Source organism: Pseudodonghicola sp. (genome assembly GCF_048268305.1).
Taxonomy (GTDB): Bacteria; Pseudomonadota; Alphaproteobacteria; order Rhodobacterales; family Rhodobacteraceae; genus Pseudodonghicola.
Genome location: NZ_JBLWVT010000001.1, coordinates 92,762 through 109,968, shown reverse-complemented (window position 1 = coordinate 109,968; position 17,207 = coordinate 92,762). Strand labels below are relative to the sequence as shown.

Sequence of the window (17,207 nt, the reverse complement as noted above, 5' to 3'; positions counted from 1 at the left end):
CACGCCCCTTCGGGGGCCCCGCATATGGAGAGCTTCATGGACAAGTTCGAAAAACTCACCGGCGTTGCCGCGCCCCTGCCGCTGATCAACGTCGACACCGACATGATCATTCCCAAGCAGTTTCTGAAGACCATCAAACGCTCCGGCCTGGGCGTGAACCTGTTCGACGAGATGCGCTATAACGACGACGGCAGCGAAAAGCCCGATTTCGTGCTGAACAAGCCGGCCTATCGCAACGCGGAAATCCTGGTCTCCGGCGATAATTTCGGCTGCGGCTCCTCGCGCGAACACGCGCCCTGGGCGATCAAGGATTTCGGCATCCGCTGCGTCATCGCCCCCAGCTTTGCCGACATCTTCTTCAACAACTGCTTCAAGAACGGCATCCTGCCGATCGCCCTGCCGCAGGAGCAGGTCGACCTGCTGATGAAAGACGCCGAAAAGGGCGAAAACGCCCGGATGACCGTCGATCTGGAAAAGCAGGAGATCACCACCTCGGACGGTGAGGTGATCCCCTTCCAAGTCGACGCGTTCAAGAAGCATTGCCTGCTGGAAGGGCTGGACGATATCGGCCTGACCATGGCGAAAGCCTCGGAAATCGCCTCCTTCGAATCCAAGGCCGCGATCGAGCGCCCCTGGGTCTGAGCAGTCTCTGACCGGATGACCGGCAAGCGGGCGGCTGGCGCACAGCCGCCCGTTTTGCATCTCTCCCTAAGGTAGAGAAACCGGCATTGACCCACCAGACATGGTGGAATTGACCGTGGGATAATGCGATCCGGCCGGCAAGTTGATGCAAGAAGGCACCAGTTCCCGCGCCTTTTCGCTGCGAATTCAGCCTTTTGCCCGATGCGCGCTTGAGCCCATGGCGAAATCTCGACACAAATATGGCATAAATGAGGCAATCCGCCCCACTCGGGCGGCATCAAGTTGGAACAAGGGCCCGGCAAAGAATCGGGCCTGTCCGGTTTGAAGGGATCGAACGGTGTTAGCACGCTTCACAGGCGCGGCCCTGCGTGGGTTGCTCGTGGCTTTGGTGGTGGCGTTTCCGTCACTGCTGCTGCCCGTGAGCGCGCCCGAGATCGCGACGCTGCTGGCGCTGGTGGCCGCGCTTCTGACCTTCGCCGAATATAATTCCTCCTATCCCAGCATCGTCGAATTCCGCAGCGCCCCGCCGCTGAACCGGCTGCGCTATGTGGCGCTGCTGGTCACGGTGCTGGCGCTGACGCTGATCGCCAAGCAGCGGATCGAGCCGACACATCTGACCGCGCTGGTCAGCGGGCTCGGCGGGCTTCTGGGGCACTGGACCGATTTCCCCTATTCGCCGGTGCGGCTGGCGGTGCTGATGCTGCCCCCGGACGCCTCAGCGGCGACGGTAGAGACGCTGCGGACCGCCGCGGGGCTCAGCTATGTCATCGCGCTGCTGACTGTCGCGGCCTTTCTGCTGGCGGTGCGTGGCTTTGGCTGGCCGGTGGCGCATGGCGCCTTCAACGTCTGGACCAATCTGCCGCTGTTCGACCCGACAGCGGGGGGCGACGTGGTGCACCGGCTGCAGCGTGACGGGCAGATCAACACCGTGCTTGGCATCCTGCTGCCCTTCGCGATCCCGGCGCTGATCAAGCTGTCCTCGGCACTGATCCAGCCGCTGCCCTTTACTGAACCGCAGACGATGATCTGGCTGATCAGCGCCTGGGCCTTTCTGCCTGCCAGCATGATCATGCGCGGCATCGCCCTGATGCGGATCGCCGGGTTGATCGCACAGAAACGGCGGCGCGCCTATGCGGATGCCGACGCCGCCCAGGCGGCATGAGAGGGCTTGCCGCCCTTCTGCTCTGCCTGTCCCTCGCCGCACCGCTGTTTGCCGACCCGATCCGGGTGGCGAGCTTCAACGCCGAATTGTCCCGCAAGGGGCCGGGCCTGCTGCTGCGCGATCTGCAGCATGACAAAGACCTTCAGGTCGCGGCGGTGATCGAGGTGATCGCAAACGCGCGGCCGGACATCCTCGCCCTGCAGGGGATCGACTGGGATCTGGAAGCGCGGGCGCTGACCGCCCTCGCCGATCGTCTGGCAAAGGCGGGCGTTGAATATCCCTATCGACTGGCGCTGCGACCCAACAGCGGACAGGACAGCGGGCTCGACCTCGACGGGGATGGGCGTCCGGGCGGACCGGGCGACGCCCAGGGCTGGGGCCGCTTCACCGGCCAGGGCGGCATTGCGGTGCTGTCGCGGTTTCCGATCCTGAGGCAGGAGGTGCGGGATTTCACCCCGCTGCTCTGGCGCGATCTGCCAGGGGCAGAGCTGCCGACCCATCCCCACGGCGCCCCCTTCCCCTCCGAGGCGGCGCAGGCGGCCCAGCGGCTGTCCTCGACCGGCCATTGGGCGGTCCCCATCGCCCTGCCCGATGGCCCACGGCTGACGCTGCTGACCTTTCAGGCCGGCCCGCCGGTCTTCGACGGGCCGGAGGATCGCAACGGGCGGCGCAACGCCGATGAAATCCGCCTCTGGCAGCTTTACCTCGACGGCGCGCTGGGGCCGGCGCCCACGGGGCATGTCGTGATCGCCGGCGGCGCCAATCTGGATCCTGAGCGGGGCGCTGGCCGGCATCGGGCGATCCGCAGCCTGCTGGCCGATCCCCGGCTGCACGATCCGCTGCCAGGCCGGCCGACCGCCGAATTCGACGGGTCGGGCCCCCTCAGGGTGGATTACCTCCTGCCCTCCATCGATTGGCGGGTCGAGGCCGCCGGGCTGTCCGCCCCCGCCCCCAAGGCCAGCCGTCACCGGCTGATCTGGGTCGACCTAGCGCCGGACCAACCCTGAGGGGATGGCGCTGGCCAGCGCCGCCTCCAGCGGGGTGAACTGAAACTCCGGCAACAGGCGGGCAAGGCGGCTGCCGTCCAGCGCGTGCGGCGTGGTCCAGAGATAGCGCATCTCAAGCAACCGCCGCGCCATCGGCCAGAACGGCGAGGCCAGCCGCAAGGGCAGCCAGGACATCGGCCGCAGCGTCAGCCGGCGCCCGGTCACATGGCCCAAGGCGCGGCACATCTCTGCCCCGCTCAGCGTAAAGCCGGGAAAGGGAACCTCGCAGAACTCCGGCAATTCGGCCCGCTTGGCCGCCAAGGCCTCGGCCGCGCGGGCGAAGTCAGGCAGATAGGCCCAGGCATGCGGGATCTCGGGATCGCCGGGATAGGTGAAGATGCCACGATGCAGCGCCGGGATCATCATCCGGTCGAACCAGTTGCCCGAAGCTTCGACATCCAGGAAATCACCGCCGCGCAGCAGGATGGTCCGCACCCCGGCCTCGCGATAGGCCGCCTCCATCGCGATCCTCAGCCGGCCGAGTTCGTTGGTCGCCGCCCGGGGCGAGGTTTCCGACCAGGGCGAGGGCGTGGTCGGGCCGAAGACATAGACATTGCCGGCCAGCACCACCGTCGCGCCGCTTTGCCGCGCCGCCGCGATGACCTGATTGGTCAACTCGGGCAGCAGACGCGGCCAGTCGGGATAGGCCGGGTTCCATCCGTTGACGATCACATCCACGCCGATCGCGGCCTCGGCCAGCGTATCGACCTTGCGATCGAAGCGCCGTACCTCCCAGCCCGCATGAGCGAAGGTCAGCGCGGCATGGCGGCCGAACCGGCCATGCGCCCCGAGGATCAATGCCACCTGTGCCATATCGGCCTCCTGTATTGGGCTCTCGTCTCCCCCCAGATAGCCGCCGCTTTATACCATGAACATTGCATGGATTCGACAATCCTGTATTCAAAATTGAATGGATATCTCTGACACCCCTCCCGACTGGTCACTGATCCAGAGTTTTCTGGCGGTGGCCGAGGCTGGCTCGCTCTCGGCCGCGGCGCGGGCGCTGGGACGCAGCCAGCCCAGTCTTGGCCGCGACATCCGCGCGCTTGAGGCGCAGCTTGGCGCCACGCTGTTCGACCGCCACGCCCGCGGCCTGGCCCCCAGCGCCACCGGCGCACGGCTGTTGCCCCATGCCCGCCGGATGCGCGAGGAGATCGCCGCCATCGCCCTGACCGCGGCGGGCGAGGCGCGGCAGCTGGCAGGTACGGTGCGGATCACCGCCAGCGTCTTTGTCGCCCATTACCTGCTGCCCCCGATCCTGGCCGAGATCCGCGCCGAGGAGCCCGAGATCCAGATCGACCTGCTCCCCAGCGACGACAGTGAAAACCTGCTGTTCCGCGCCGCCGATATCGCCCTGCGCATGTATCGGCCCACCCATCCCGATCTGATCGCCCGCCAGGTGGCCGAGGTGCCGATGGGGCTGTTCGCGGCAAAGACCTATCTGGCGCGCGCCGGGCGGCCGCGCGATGCCGGCGATCTGGCGCATCACGCCCTGGTCGGCTTCGACCAGAATCCTCAGATCCTCGACGCCATGCGCGCCCGGGGAAGCGCCGCCACCCGCGACAGCTTTGCGCTGCGTTGCGACAACCAGGCAATCTATTGGGAACTGGTGCGCGCCGGTTGCGGCCTGGGCTTTTCCCAATGCCCCGTCGGCCGCGCCGATCCGCTGGTCGAGGAAATCGAACTGGGTCTGCCGATGCCCAGGCTGCCGTTCTGGCTGGCCGCCCCCGACGTGATGCGTCGCACCCCGCGCATCGCCCGGGTGTGGGAACTGCTCTTCGCCGGGCTCAGCACCCGTCTGGCGCAGTAACCACCGGCAATCCCCAATTGCGGGCCTGTCGCGAAGGCCGGCGTTATTGACCAAGTCTTGCCGGCGCGCTAGGCCCTTGCGCAACATCTGTAAAGGAGTCTGCGCATGTCCAATCCTTCGCTTCTCATCCTGCCCGGTGACGGCATCGGCCCCGAGGTAATGGCGGAAGTCATCAAGATCATCGACTGGTACGGCGCCAAGGGCGGCCTGAAGTTCGATGTCAGCATGGATCTGGTGGGCGGCTGCGCCTACGACAAGCATGGTACGCCGCTGACGGACGAGACCATGGCGAAGGCGCAGGACGTCGACGCCGTCCTGCTGGGCGCCGTGGGCGGCCCGAAATACGACAACCTCGATTTCAGCGTGAAGCCCGAACGCGGCCTGCTGCGCCTGCGCAAGGAAATGGACCTCTACGCCAACCTGCGCCCCGCCCAGTGCTTTGACGCGCTGGCCGACTTCTCCTCGCTGAAGAAGGACGTGGTGGCCGGGCTCGACCTGATGATCGTGCGCGAACTGACCGCCGGCGTCTATTTCGGCGAGCCGCGCGGCATCTTCGAGGAAGGCAACGAACGCGTCGGCATCAACACCCAGCGCTATACCGAGAGCGAGATCGACCGCGTCGCGCGTTCGGCCTTTGAACTGGCCCGCAAGCGCAACAACAAGGTCACCTCGGTCGAGAAGGCCAACGTGATGGAATCCGGCATCCTCTGGCGCGAGGTGGTGCAGAAGGTTCGCGACGAGGATTATCCGGATGTCGAGCTGAACCACATGTATGCCGACAACTGCGCCATGCAGCTGGTCCGCGCGCCCAAGCAGTTCGACGTGATCGTCACCGACAACCTGTTCGGCGATATCCTGTCCGACTGCGCCGCGATGCTGACCGGTTCGCTTGGCATGCTGCCCTCGGCCTCGCTCGGTGCGCCGATGGCCAATGGCCGGCCGAAAGCGCTCTACGAGCCGGTGCATGGCTCCGCCCCCGACATCGCCGGCCAGGGCAAGGCCAACCCGATCGCCTGTATCCTCAGCTTCGCCATGGCGCTGCGCTACAGCTTCGATCAGGGCGCCGAAGCCGACCGGCTGGAACAGGCGGTCGAAAAGGTGCTGGCCGATGGTCTGCGTACCGCCGACCTGCTGGGTGAAGAGGGCGTCAAGCCGGTCTCGACCAGCGAAATGGGCGATGCCATCGTCGCGGCGCTCGACGCCAGCCTCTAAGGCCTAGTCCTCCGGCAGGGTCTCCTGAAGCAGGCCCTGCCGGGCGATCCGGTCGTAATGACCGATGCGCGCGGCGTGATGCACGCTGCGCTGCAGCCAGCGCATCGCATCGGTATGCGCAAAGACCTCCGACAGCGAATAAAGCCCGGCGTGCTCTCCCAGCAGCAGGCCGCGACGGGGCCGCCCGACCCGATGGGCGATGATCTCTTCCAGCCAGGCCAGCCGGTCGGCCTCCATCTCGCCCGGCGGGGCGGCGGCGGCGCAGCCCAGAAGCGCCCCCATCAGCACCGCCGGCCGATGCAGGCTGCGATCCTCGAACAACGTCTGGATATAGGCGGTCTGCCCGCTGCGCTCCAACAGGCGACGCAGGTGATCAGCCTCGTGCAGCAGGGCGGAATAGACCTCTGCCTCGCGCGCCATGCCCTCGGGGGTGCGGATCGCGGCGAGATACTCCTCCAGCCGGTCGAGCGCCGCCGGCAGCGCCGCCGCCAGCGCGGCAAGCGGCCGATAGTCGGGCGCATCGCGCATCGCCGCCGCCAAGGCCGAAAACAGCCGGTCGGCGATCACCTGCGCCCCACCCCGCGCCGCCGTCATGGCCGCCCGCGCATCCGACAACAGACCCTTGTCGAGACCGAGTCTCAGCCGGTCGTCCTCGCGCTCGGGGACCAGCCGTTCGATCAGCGCGGTGAACTGCGCCGTCACCGGCAGGAACAGCGCCGTGCCCAGAAGGTTGAAACCGGTGTGAAAGGTCAGCAACGTGCTGAGCGGCCCGATCACCCCGGCGAGGTCGGACAGCACCGGCGCAAAGATCAGCAGCAACGGAAAGGCCAGGGCCGAGGTGATCACGTTGAAGCCCAGATTGGCCACCGCCGCCTGCCGCATCACCCGCGAGCCGCCGACCGAGGCCAGAAGCGCGGTGAAGGTGGTGCCGATATTCATCCCCAACACCAGCGCCGCCGCCTGCTCCAGCCCGATGGCGCCGCCCTGCAGCAGCACCAGGGCAAGCGCCACCATCGCGCCCGAGCTTTGCACGATCACCGTCATCACCAGCCCGACCAGCAACAGCGCCAGCATGCCCAGGGCGCCACGTTGCGGCAGCATCTCGGGCCGCAGCAGATCGGTGACCGATCCCATCGCCCCCTGCATCAGTTCGAGCCCCGAGAGCAGCAGGCAGAGCCCGGCCAGCACCTGCCCCGCCCGCGCCAGCCTGCCCCGGCCCAGCAGCGCCAGCAGCGCCGCCGGCAACAGCGCCATCAGCGCGATCGAGCCGAGCTGCAGCTTCATCCCCAGCAGCGACACCAGCCAACCGTTGGTGGTGGTGCCGATATTGGCTCCGAAGAGAATGCCCATCGCCTGCGGCAGGCTGATCAGCCCGGCACCGACGAATCCCACCGTCATCACCGTGGTGGCGCTGGAGGATTGCACCAGCGCCGTCGCCGCCGCCCCGGTGATCACCCCGCGCAGCGGCGTGGTGGTGAACCGCGCGAGAATCGCCCGCAGATTCGACCCCGCCATGTCCTTCAGCGCCCGGGTCATCGCGTCCATGCCCATCAGGAACATGCCGATGCCGCCCAGAAGATAGAAATAATTCGTCGTCATGCCCCACTCTCCCAGAGGCGCCAGACTGCCCCGGGCAGTGGTTTCTGACAAGCCGCGGGATGAGGTGGGTTTTCTCTCACAATTGCCCTTGCAAATCCCGCGGCGCACGTATACCCCACGCGACACGGTCGGGCTGTAGCGCAGCCTGGTAGCGCACCTGCTTCGGGAGCAGGGGGTCGGAGGTTCGAATCCTCTCAGCCCGACCAAAAAACAAGTATCAAGTTTCAAAAAGTCTTGCCTTTCGTTCCAGAAGGCAGGGCTTTTGCGCATTCTGAAGGGCAGATGCGGTGTCGGCAGGATGTTCAGTTTAGAACGTTCCAGATGCAGCTCTGGCGCGGCGATACCGTGTCTCACGGCCCACTGCCCGATGACAGGCAACGCAACGCTCGGCCCATTGTGGACGGTCGACCTCGCTCCATGCTCCTAGCAGGCTGCTGAAATAGTCGTGCAAGCGGAAGGGTTTCCGCGGCGCTTGGCGGGCGGCTTGATTTTCCGGCCATTCTTGGCCTTGCGGCATGGGGTGCGGTGGTTCCTGGCCTCAAATCGCCAGCAGCCGCGGCAGCCGGGCCAGGTTTGCCGCGGCCAGCGTGAGGATGAAGCGGGACCGCACCCGCTCCACGCCGAGATAGAGGGTCTGCGCCGCGCCGCCGATGGTCTTGGACCAGCCGAAGAGCTCCTCGATCCGCTTCCGGTGCTTCCGAGACAGGGCATACCCCTTGTGCCGCGTTGTCCGTCCGTCGATCGCCGAGAACCGCGCCTTCTGCGCGACATGCGGGGTGATGCAGGCTCGCCTGCAATCCGCCACGACCCCGGCAGCGTCCTATGCCTTGTCGGCACCCAGGGTCAGCTGCCTGGTCGATCCCGGCGACTGCCGGTGCATCATGTCGAGCGCCGCCTTGCGCTCGGCACGACCGTCCGCGCGGGTCAAGTCGCCCTGGACGGCCAGCCCGCTGCGGTTCTCCATGACCACGTGCCCGATGAAGCATAGCATCGCGCCGGTGCCGGGGGATTTCCGGTAAAGCCGCGCATCGGCATCTGTCGTGGAGGCATGCGTCGCGTTCGTGCGCTTCTGGCCCCTGAAATCCACTTCGGCATTTCGGCTGCGGCTGGCAGGGCGGGACATCGGGCGGGTTTCCGGATCGGGCTGCGGAGATGGGTCTTGCGGCGCGGCATCCTGTGCCGGAGGATCGCCGGGATCGCCGGGATCGCCGGGATCGCCGGGATCGCCGTCCTCTTTCGGCCGGATGCTCTTCATGGAAGCCCAAGCCTTCACCAATGTGCCGTCGACCGAGACGTGGTCGTCTGACAGCAGCGGCGCGACCTCGCGATGCGCGAGACTGGCGGCCATCACCTTGCGCGACATGTCCGTGGTCAGCAGCCGGTCGCGGTTCTTGCTGAACACGGTCGGCCTTCGGCCCAGCGCTTCGCGCGTTCAGGGCTGAAATCTGTCCACTGGACAGATTTCCGGACGCCCTTCACCCCAGACCTGGTCGTTGATGCCAAGCCCCACAAACCAGCGGAACAGCAGGTTGCAGTCCAGCTGCTCCATCAGTTGCCGCGTCGTGCCGAAGGCACGCCGCCGGCGCGACGCGGACCGAGAACAGGATTTGCAGCAGGCTCGCACGGATCAGCCGTTCCGGCGCGATGGAGGGGCGGCCACAGTCGGCGTAAAGCACCTCGAACGCGCCATCGAGGCTCGCCAAGGCGTCATTGACGACCCGACGGATCGTGCGCAGCGGATGCCGGGCGGGGACCCGCTCTTCGAGATCGACATAGCTGAACAGCGATCCGCTCGCCTCGTCTGCACCGCGCATACCTGCCTCCGCCGTTGATCCGCAGCGGGTGAATCATGTTCTGCAATCGGCGTCGAGGCCCGACTATTTCAGCAGCCTGTTAGTATTTTCATTTGGCCATGAATAGCCTGAGGGTTTCAGGGATAGAAACCAGCGCTTGATCTCATAGATTCGGCGCAGGTTGCCGTTATTTTGCTTGGTTCCGCACGCGTCGCTGTCTGTATATCGCTCCGATGAAATCAAGTGTCAGTCGGGCAGCAAGCAGAGATGTGATGCCGGAAGGATCGTAAGGCGGGGAGACCTCGACGAAATCTGCACCAACAACTTCGAACCGGGATGCGATCTCGCGCAGAATGTCCTTGCCTTCGTAATAGCTCAAGCCGCCATGGCTGATCGTCGCGGTTCCCGGGACGATAGAGGGGTCAAAAGCGTCGATGTCGATCGAGACATAGACCCTCTGGCCATCGGGCAGATGCGCCAGGGAGGCCGCAGCCCCCTGCGCGCGCAAACGCCGAAGGGGCACGACATTCGTCCCATAGGCTTTCGCCGCCTCGTAATCCGCGCGGCTGACCGAGGCCATGTTGTGGGGCGCAAGCGTCGTGATCCCCGACACATGGGCCATTTCGGATGATCGGCGCATCGGGCTGCCATGCCCCCAGGAAACGCCGTTGCGTTCGTCGATGAAGTCGAAATGCGCATCGATATGGATAATGTGAATCGGTGGCTCTGCGGCGTATGCGGCCACAGTCGCCATGGTGATTGAGTGATCTCCACCGAGGATATAGGGCAGTGTGCCTGCGCTGCGCAACGTTCTGACAGCCTGCGTCGCATTGGAGAGGCTACGCTGCGTGTCCGCGTAGATGACATCGCTGTCTCCTACGTCGGCGATCCGCACCTCTGAGGCGCCAAGATAGGTTGTTTCGTCTTCGAAGTCGAAGACACCTTCCGGTCCGAAGCTATGGAACATGGAGGCTTCGCGGATCGCGCGCGGGCCGAAACGGGTGCCGACCCGATAGCTTAAGGCCGTGTCGATGGGGATACCGAGGATCGCGACATCGACACCCTCCAGTTTGCTCCAGTCTTCTTGAGCGGGTTGTCCTGCAAAGCTGACCAGCCCGACAAACGGCAGGTTCATGCGATCGGGCAGATTGCGGTTATGTGTCATAATCGGAGCCTTCGCTTCCTGGTGACTGTGTGTCAGGCGATATCGCCTTCGATCCCTTCGGCGGCATAGGCGCCTTGCACTGCGGGACGCGCGATCATGAGGTCGAGCAGGCGGGCGATTGCGGGACGTTTTCGCGGCGGGGTCGCCATCGGGCGCGCCCAGCGGCAGAGCATGGTGAAGTAGAAATCCGCTGCGCCAAGGGTGTCGCCAAGGAAGTAGGGACCATTGGTTGCAAGATGCGCCTCGATCACATCCAGGTAGCCGTTGAGCCGGACTTCCGACCCGGCCTTGACGACCTCCGCCGCGCGCCCGTCTGTCGCGGTCAGACGTTCGGGATATTGCCAGGTCATGAGCTCTTCCTGCAGCGAATTGGTCAGGAAGATCAGCCATTGATAAAATCCGGCGCGCTCCGGCGTGCCGAATGCGGGTGCGAGCTTTGCGTCGGGGTGGCGGTCTGCCAGGTGAAGTGCAATGGCTGCCGCTTCGAAAATCACCAGTTCCTCATCGCGAAGCGCCGGAATCCGACCGTTCGGATTGAGCGCCAGGAAGGCATCGGATTTTTGCGCCGCAACACTGCGATCGACGAGCGAGAGCTGAAACGGCACCCCGATTTCGCGAAGCAACATATGCGGAGCCGCGTTCGCATTCGCGGGGTAATAGTAGAGCGTATACATGAGCCTGCCTTTGCCGGTTGAACCTGAGGGTGGTTCAAGCCTATGTCGGGCCACGACCTGTCCTCAATCGTCGCAAGCCGACGTTTCGGGACGGAATGCCGATGGAAAGGGACATCATGCAGAGCGGCCGCCCGCGCCTCGTTGTGATCTGCGTGCCACTCGCGGCGCAGTCTCTCGACATTTCCGGGCCGCTCGATTGCTTTCTCGAGGCGAACCAGGCGGCGCAGGCCCCGGTCTACGAGATCCGATTGATCGCGGTCGATGGTCGGATGCAGGTGCGGGTCGGGGGGATGACCCTGCTCATGGACGCCACCTTTGCCGATTTGGCGGAGGAGATCGACACGCTGCTGATCGCCGGAACGCCGGACTACGCCGGTGCGGCCGAGTTCCCGGCCTTTGCCGATTGGCTGCGCCGCCAGGCAGGCACGGTGCGGCGTTTGGGATCGGTTTGCACCGGGGCGTTTTTCCTGGCGGCCGCGGGGCTTCTGGGGGGGCGGCGGGCCACCACCCACTGGCAGCATGTCGCAGAACTGGCGCTCTGGTGCCCCGAGGCCGAGATCCGCCCCGATGCGATTTATATCGAGGACAGTGGGGTCTACACTTCCGCGGGCGTGACCGCGGGGATCGACTTGGCCCTGCGGCTTATCGAAGAAGACCTTGGCCATGAGGTGGCCATGCGTGTCGCTCGGCGCCTCGTGGTGTTTCTGAAGCGCCCCGGGGGACAGTCTCAGTTCAGTGCACATCTTGCTGCCCAAACCGCGCAAGAAAGCCGGATCGCCGGAGTGCAGAAATGGATTCTGGAGAATGTCGCAGCCGATCTTTCAGTGACCACTCTGGCGCGGCGCATAGGGATGAGCCCGCGCAACTTTGCGCGCCTGTTTCTGACGGAAACCGGGACTACGCCCGCCGCTTTTGTGGAGCATGTACGCGTCGATGCGATGCGCCGGGCGTTGGAGGATTCAGATATGCCGCTGAAAACCATTGCGGCGCAGTGCGGTTTTTCCGGCCCAGACATTGCGCGTCGTGCCTTTCTGCGTCGTGTCAAGACAACCCCGGCAGAGTATCGCGAGCATTTTTGCCGCTCTGGCCCCCTCGGTCCGGAAGTGTCTTCTTCACTGAACCCGCAGATCACCGACAAGCTCAAAGGCGCTTGCGGCGTTGCTGACCCTGGGTGATGGCGAAGCCATATTTCTTTGAGCTACTGAGCTGCCGGCTGCGGTGTTTTCCGACGTCGGCCGCACTTCCAGCGGCTGAAAACCGACAATAGAAAAATCGGCGTGGCGCAGTTTTGCGCTTTCGGCTGGCCTGTCCCGGGTTAGCTGTAGCTTGTCGGCCCGAGTGGCCGCGCCCGGAATCGAAGCCGCAATATCGAACAACGTGCGGCCGAAAGCCCTAAGCAGGAAGCCTCGAATTGCTATGTGGCAGAGCGCCAAACAAGTCGCGCTTCCATCGCGTAGCCAGTTCCCGGAGAAGCAAACATCGACGCTTCGCCATGTTTTCCTGCCTTCCTCAAATCTAGACCACACTGAGGATAGATGTTTCAAACTCTTCCGGCTGTGTATGTTCGGACAGGATTCGTGACGAAAAAGGACAGTTTTGGCGTCAATCCAAAGTCGATGTCTCTGATTTCAAATTTTTACCGGTCACCAAAAGGGCAAATACCCTGACTCTCGACACCAAGGCGCCCTCGGGCGCCTTTTGTTTTGCCCGCCCCTCCCCTTTCGTCGATCGGCCGAGCCAGGGGGCGAAGCGCCCCCGCTACGCCGCCGTGTCAGGGGATCGGTTCGAGCAGCGCGTCGGTCAGCTTGCAATCGGCAATCACATCGCGGCCACAGGGCACCGGCTGCAGATCGCGCGACAGGCAGATCCGCACCTCCTGGATATAGCCTTGCTGACAGGTGACAGTGACCATGTCGCGCGTCAGCCCCGGGTTGGCCTTCAGAAAGGCCTCCTCCACCACCGAGGCCGGCAGTTTCACCGACGACTTCAGCCTGCGGAACACCGCCGGGCGATTCACCCGGCCATAGGCCTCGCGCGCCAGCGCGTAATAGGCCGGGGCGGACAGGCCCGAGCACACCCCATGCTTCTTCCATTGATACCAGGCGAGCCCGGGGGTGCCCATGATATCGGTCATCTCGGCGGTCATCCGGCGGGTGGGGGCGATTTCGGCCGTATGGCAATATTCCGGCCAACCGCGATGATATTGCGGCCAGAGACCGTGCAGCACCCAGCCATAGTCGCGCCGCGCGTCGCATTGCTCGGAGTTGCGGCTGCGGCCCTCGGTGGCGCACCAGTTGGGCGACCAGCTCAGCGACAGGACGTAATAGTCGAACTGTCCCGGCTTGCCGCTGTCGGCGAGAACCGGCACGGCAGTCAACAGCCACAGGAGGATCCAGCGCATTCACTCTTTCCTTATTTCATCGGGGCCACTATATAAACCTGAAGTTCCCCCACAATGGAAACCCGTTCCGGAGCCGATCCGGGACCGCCCCTGATCCGGGCGACGGGAAAACTACGCGTAAGGAGACACGAGATGGCCAAACTGCTGCACCCCAAGGCAACCGCTGTCTGGCTGGTGGACAACACGACGCTGACCTTCAAGCAGATCGCCGATTTCGTGGGCATGCACGAGCTGGAGGTTCAGGGCATTGCCGACGGCGACGTCGCGGTCGGGGTCAAGGGCTTTGACCCTGTGGCCAACAACCAGCTCACCCAGGCCGAAATCGACAAGGCCGAGCAGAATCCGCTTCTGAGGCTGCACGTCAAATTCAACCCCGCTGCCGCGGGCGAAGAAAAGCGTCGTGGTCCGCGCTACACGCCGCTGTCGAAACGTCAGGACCGCCCGGCGTCGATCCTCTGGCTGGTGAAATTCCACCCCGAGCTGAGCGACGGCCAGATCGCCAAGCTGGTGGGCACCACCAAGCCGACCATCCAGGCGATCCGCGAACGCACGCATTGGAACATTGCCAATATCCAGCCGATCGACCCGGTGGCCCTGGGCCTGTGCAAGCAGTCCGAACTGGATGCCACCGTGCAGAAGGCCGCCGCCAAGCGCGCCGCCGAAGGCTCGGTCATGACCGATGACGAACGCCGCAAGTTGGTGAGCACCGAACAATCGCTGGGCATGGATATCGAGCCGAAGATCCCCACCGCGATCGAGGGGCTGGAAACCTTCACCCTCTCCGGCTCGCGCGACAGGGATGAAGAGGCTCGTCCGGAGCGTGATATCAGCGACGCCAATAGCTTCTTCAACCTGCCCGCCGGTGGTGGCGACGATGACGACGAGGATGAAGACGACTTCCGTCGCTGATCCCCGGGACCACCCGATTCGACATTCAGAACCCCCGAAGCCCCTGAGTTTCGGGGGTTTTCTTATGCCCAGAAGCCTGAGCACGGCAGCCGAAGTTCGGTTTTGACAGCCCTGCCGCGATGCGGCATCTTGCCCGGGTTGGCGCAAATCCCGCCGCCGAAAGGAATATCATGTCACCGCTCTTCAGGGACTTTTCCCTCACCTCGGTCACCTCGGGGCTGCTGTCGGCCTTCGTCGGTTTCTCCAGCTCCTTCGCGGTGATCGTGCAGGGGCTGAAGGCGGTGGGTGCCTCGCCGGCGCAGGCCTCTTCCGGGCTGATGATGGCGGCGGTGGCGATGGGGCTCGCCGGGATCGCGCTGAGCCTGCGCTACCGGATGCCGCTGTCGGTGGCCTGGACCACACCGGGGGCGGCCTTTCTGGCCACGCTGCAGGCGCCCGAGGGCGGCTTTGCCGTCACCGTCGGTGCCTTCATGCTGGCGGCCGCGCTCTGCGTTCTCGCCGGGCTGTGGCGGCCGCTCGGCCGGCTGGCCGAGGCGATCCCGATGACCCTGGCCAATGCGATGCTGGCCGGCATCCTGCTGCCGCTCTGCCTGGCGCCGTTCCGCGCCATGGGGCTGATCCCCGAGATCGCCCTGCCCGTCTTCCTGGCCTGGGCGGTGATGGCGCGGGTGAACCGGCTGCTGGCCATCCCGGCCGCGGTGGTGGTGGCCGCGGTGCTGGTGGCCCGCGGGCTCGAGCCCGGCGCCTTCGCGCTCGACCATCTGTGGTCCGGGCCGGTCTTCGTCATGCCCGAGCTGACCCTGGCGGCGGTGGTGGGGATCGCGCTGCCGCTCTTCATCCTGACCATGGCGTCGCAGAACGTGGCCGGGATCGCGGTGCTGAAATCCTTCGGCTATACCCCCAAGGCCGGGCCGCTGATCTCCTTCACCGGGATGGTGGCCTTCTTGTCCGCCCCCTTCGGCTCGCCGGGCGTGAACATGGCGGCGATCACCGCCGCGCTCTGCGCCGGGCCCGAGGCGCATCCCGACCCCGACCGGCGCTATTGGTCGGCGATCATCGCCGGGATCGGCTATACGGTGATGGGTCTTGGCGCGGCGATCGCCGTGGCCGTGATGGCGGTGGCCCCGCCGGCGGTGATTGCGGCGGTGGCCGGGCTGGCGCTGATCGGGGCGCTGACCGGATCGCTGGCCGTCTCTGTCTCCCAGCCTACCGGGCGCGAGGCCGCGCTGACCACCATCCTGATCACCGCCTCGGGCGTGTCCTTCTTCGGGATCGGGGCCGCCTTCTGGGGGTTGGTCGCGGGCGCCGTGCTCTATGCCTTGGACACCCGCAAATCGCGTCGCCTAGCGGCGGCCGACGCGGAGTAAGCGCTCAGAACTCCTTGCGCGCCCTGAGGGCGGCGCTGATCGTGCCGTCGTCGAGGTAATCGAGTTCGCCGCCGATCGGCACCCCCTGCGCCAGCGAGGTCAGTTTCACCTGCCCTTCGAGCTGATCGGCGATGTAATGCGCCGTGGTCTGGCCTTCGACGGTTGCGTTCAGCGCCAGGATCACCTCGGTGACATGTTCGCCGGGAATGCGATCGAGCAGCTTGGGAATCCGCAGCTCTTCCGGCCCCACCGCATCAAGCGCGGAAAGCGTACCGCCCAGCACGTGATAGCGCCCCTTGAAGACGCCAGAGCGTTCCATCGCCCAGAGATCGGCGACATCCTCGACCACGCAAAGCTCGCCATTGGCGCGCCGGTTGTCCTGGCAGATGTCGCAGATGTCCGAGGTCGCCACATTGCCGCAGTTGAGACATTCGCGCGCGGTGGCGGCGACCTCCTGCATGGCGTCGGCCAGCGGCGTCAGCAGCAGCGCCCGCTTGCGGATCAGGTGCAGCACCGCCCGACGGGCCGAGCGCGGGCCGAGCCCGGGCAGCTTGGCCATCAGCTCGATCAGGTTTTCGATCTCGCGGTTCGCGGACATGGGGCGCCTGTGCAGAGGAAAAGCGGCCGGGCGCGGCGCCCGGCCGGTCTGTCAGATCCGGGGATCAGAAGGGCAGCTTGATATCCTTCGGCAGACCCATGCTTTCGGTCAGGGCGGCCATCTCTGCCTGCGCCTTCTCGCCCGCCTTGATCTGGGCGTCCTTGATCGCGGCCAGGATCAGATCCTCGACCACTTCCTTGTCCTCGCCGTTGAAGATCGAGGGGTCGATATCCAGCCCCACCAGCTCGCCCTTGGCGGTGGCGGTCGCCTTGACCAGGCCGGCGCCGGATTCCCCGGTAACGGTCAGATTGGCCAGATCTTCCTGCATCTGGGCCATCTTGGTCTGCAGTTCCTGCGCCGACTTCATCATCTTGGCCATATCGCCGAGCTGGCCGAGTCCTTTGAACATGGGGCTCTCCTGAAAAGGTGTTCGTGCTTGGTTCACAAATACGCGCGCCGACGCCCCGGTACAAGGCCGGGGAAGCGCCTAGGCCTGCCGCGCCCGCGAGGCGGGGATGCGGAACCGGTCGCGATAGGCGCCGGGGCTGAGGCCGGTGACCGTCTTGAACGCGCGCGCAAAGGCAGAGGGATCGCGATAGCCGACCGCCCAGGCGATTTCCGCCGCGGCTTTTGTTCCGCGCTCCAGGGCGCCGCGGGCCTTCTCGACCCGCAACCGCTGCAGATAGCTGGCCGGGCTCAGCCCGGTGGCGCGCTGGAACCGGCGCAGGAAGCTGCGCTCGCTCAGCCCGGCATGGCTGGCCAGATCGGCCACCGTCAGCGGCTCGGGATAGTCCGTATCCATCCGCCGCTGGCAACGAGCTATGCCAAG

General features: G+C 65.4%; 16 protein-coding genes, 1 tRNA gene and 1 pseudogene. 9 read left to right on the top strand and 9 right to left on the bottom strand.

All coding sequences use genetic code 11. The features are described from left to right. Positions 1–36 precede the first annotated feature (36 nt). From leuD to ACN0V4_RS00550, 3 genes are all read left to right on the top strand, one after another. Positions 37–642, top strand: coding sequence for a 3-isopropylmalate dehydratase small subunit (leuD, locus tag ACN0V4_RS00560; protein WP_417672559.1), 606 nt, complete (start codon positions 37–39; stop codon positions 640–642). Between the two features lie 337 nt (positions 643–979). Then, entirely contained in the window at positions 980–1,804 is an 825-nt protein-coding gene (locus tag ACN0V4_RS00555) for a hypothetical protein (RefSeq protein ID WP_417672558.1), read from the top strand. Continuing rightward, positions 1,801–2,811 carry an endonuclease/exonuclease/phosphatase family protein gene (locus tag ACN0V4_RS00550; RefSeq protein WP_417672557.1) on the top strand — a complete coding sequence of 337 codons (1,011 nt, stop codon included), beginning with the start codon at positions 1,801–1,803 and terminating at the stop codon, positions 2,809–2,811. Before ACN0V4_RS00555 ends, ACN0V4_RS00550 begins: the two co-directional genes overlap by 4 nt. Here ACN0V4_RS00550 and ACN0V4_RS00545 read toward each other — a convergent pair. After that, positions 2,791–3,663, bottom strand: coding sequence for an epimerase (locus ACN0V4_RS00545; RefSeq protein ID WP_417672556.1), 873 nt, complete (start codon positions 3,661–3,663; stop codon positions 2,791–2,793). The two genes, ACN0V4_RS00550 and ACN0V4_RS00545, sit on opposite strands and share 21 nt — an antisense overlap. 97 nt (positions 3,664–3,760) lie before the next feature. On the opposite strand from ACN0V4_RS00545, the gene ACN0V4_RS00540 reads away from it, so the two are divergent. Both ACN0V4_RS00540 and leuB read left to right on the top strand, forming a co-directional pair. Then, on the top strand, positions 3,761–4,660 hold the full coding sequence (locus tag ACN0V4_RS00540) for a LysR family transcriptional regulator (RefSeq protein ID WP_417672555.1): 900 nt from the start codon (positions 3,761–3,763) through the stop codon (positions 4,658–4,660). A 105-nt stretch (positions 4,661–4,765) separates the two neighbouring features. After that, entirely contained in the window at positions 4,766–5,872 is a 1,107-nt protein-coding gene (gene leuB / locus ACN0V4_RS00535; RefSeq protein WP_417672554.1) for a 3-isopropylmalate dehydrogenase, read from the top strand. Positions 5,873–5,875: 3 nt separating this feature from the next. Here leuB and ACN0V4_RS00530 read toward each other — a convergent pair whose 3' ends face one another. Beyond that, positions 5,876–7,471: a Na/Pi cotransporter family protein gene (locus ACN0V4_RS00530; RefSeq protein WP_417672553.1), complete on the bottom strand. Its 1,596-nt coding sequence runs from the start codon at positions 7,469–7,471 to the stop codon at positions 5,876–5,878. 129 nt (positions 7,472–7,600) lie between these two features. Here ACN0V4_RS00530 and ACN0V4_RS00525 point away from each other — a divergent pair. After that, a tRNA-Pro gene (locus ACN0V4_RS00525) sits at positions 7,601–7,677 on the top strand. 332 nt (positions 7,678–8,009) lie between these two features. Here the strand turns inward: ACN0V4_RS00525 and ACN0V4_RS00520 are convergent. From ACN0V4_RS00520 to ACN0V4_RS00510, 3 genes and pseudogenes are all read right to left on the bottom strand, one after another. Then, positions 8,010–9,285, bottom strand: a pseudogene (locus ACN0V4_RS00520) (IS5 family transposase). 166 nt (positions 9,286–9,451) lie between these two features. Beyond that, positions 9,452–10,429, bottom strand: a complete 978-nt coding sequence (locus ACN0V4_RS00515) for an agmatinase (RefSeq protein WP_417672552.1) — start codon at positions 10,427–10,429, stop codon at positions 9,452–9,454. Positions 10,430–10,461: 32 nt separating this feature from the next. Then, complete coding sequence (locus ACN0V4_RS00510; protein ID WP_417672551.1) at positions 10,462–11,103, bottom strand: glutathione S-transferase family protein; 642 nt, start codon at positions 11,101–11,103, stop codon at positions 10,462–10,464. A 101-nt stretch (positions 11,104–11,204) separates the two neighbouring features. Between ACN0V4_RS00510 and ACN0V4_RS00505 the strand changes: the two genes are divergently transcribed. Beyond that, on the top strand, positions 11,205–12,278 hold the full coding sequence (locus ACN0V4_RS00505) for a GlxA family transcriptional regulator (protein WP_417672550.1): 1,074 nt from the start codon (positions 11,205–11,207) through the stop codon (positions 12,276–12,278). Between the two features lie 596 nt (positions 12,279–12,874). Here ACN0V4_RS00505 and ACN0V4_RS00500 read toward each other — a convergent pair. Next, positions 12,875–13,504, bottom strand: a complete 630-nt coding sequence (locus ACN0V4_RS00500; protein WP_417672549.1) for a ribonuclease T2 family protein — start codon at positions 13,502–13,504, stop codon at positions 12,875–12,877. Positions 13,505–13,636: 132 nt separating this feature from the next. On the opposite strand from ACN0V4_RS00500, the gene ACN0V4_RS00495 reads away from it, so the two are divergent. Together ACN0V4_RS00495 and ACN0V4_RS00490 are read left to right on the top strand one after the other, a co-directional pair. Beyond that, positions 13,637–14,413 carry a DUF1013 domain-containing protein gene (locus ACN0V4_RS00495; protein ID WP_417672548.1) on the top strand — a complete coding sequence of 259 codons (777 nt, stop codon included), beginning with the start codon at positions 13,637–13,639 and terminating at the stop codon, positions 14,411–14,413. A gap of 170 nt (positions 14,414–14,583) precedes the next feature. Next, positions 14,584–15,780: a benzoate/H(+) symporter BenE family transporter gene (locus tag ACN0V4_RS00490; RefSeq protein ID WP_417672547.1), complete on the top strand. Its 1,197-nt coding sequence runs from the start codon at positions 14,584–14,586 to the stop codon at positions 15,778–15,780. Between the two features lie 4 nt (positions 15,781–15,784). On the opposite strand, the gene recR is transcribed toward ACN0V4_RS00490, so the two are convergent. From recR to ACN0V4_RS00475, 3 genes are all read right to left on the bottom strand, one after another. Continuing rightward, complete coding sequence (gene recR, locus ACN0V4_RS00485; protein WP_417672546.1) at positions 15,785–16,378, bottom strand: recombination mediator RecR; 594 nt, start codon at positions 16,376–16,378, stop codon at positions 15,785–15,787. A 64-nt stretch (positions 16,379–16,442) separates the two neighbouring features. Further along, positions 16,443–16,787, bottom strand: a complete 345-nt coding sequence (locus tag ACN0V4_RS00480) for a YbaB/EbfC family nucleoid-associated protein (RefSeq protein WP_417672545.1) — start codon at positions 16,785–16,787, stop codon at positions 16,443–16,445. 78 nt (positions 16,788–16,865) lie between these two features. Next, entirely contained in the window at positions 16,866–17,180 is a 315-nt protein-coding gene (locus tag ACN0V4_RS00475; protein WP_417672544.1) for a helix-turn-helix domain-containing protein, read from the bottom strand. Positions 17,181–17,207: the final 27 nt, after the last annotated feature.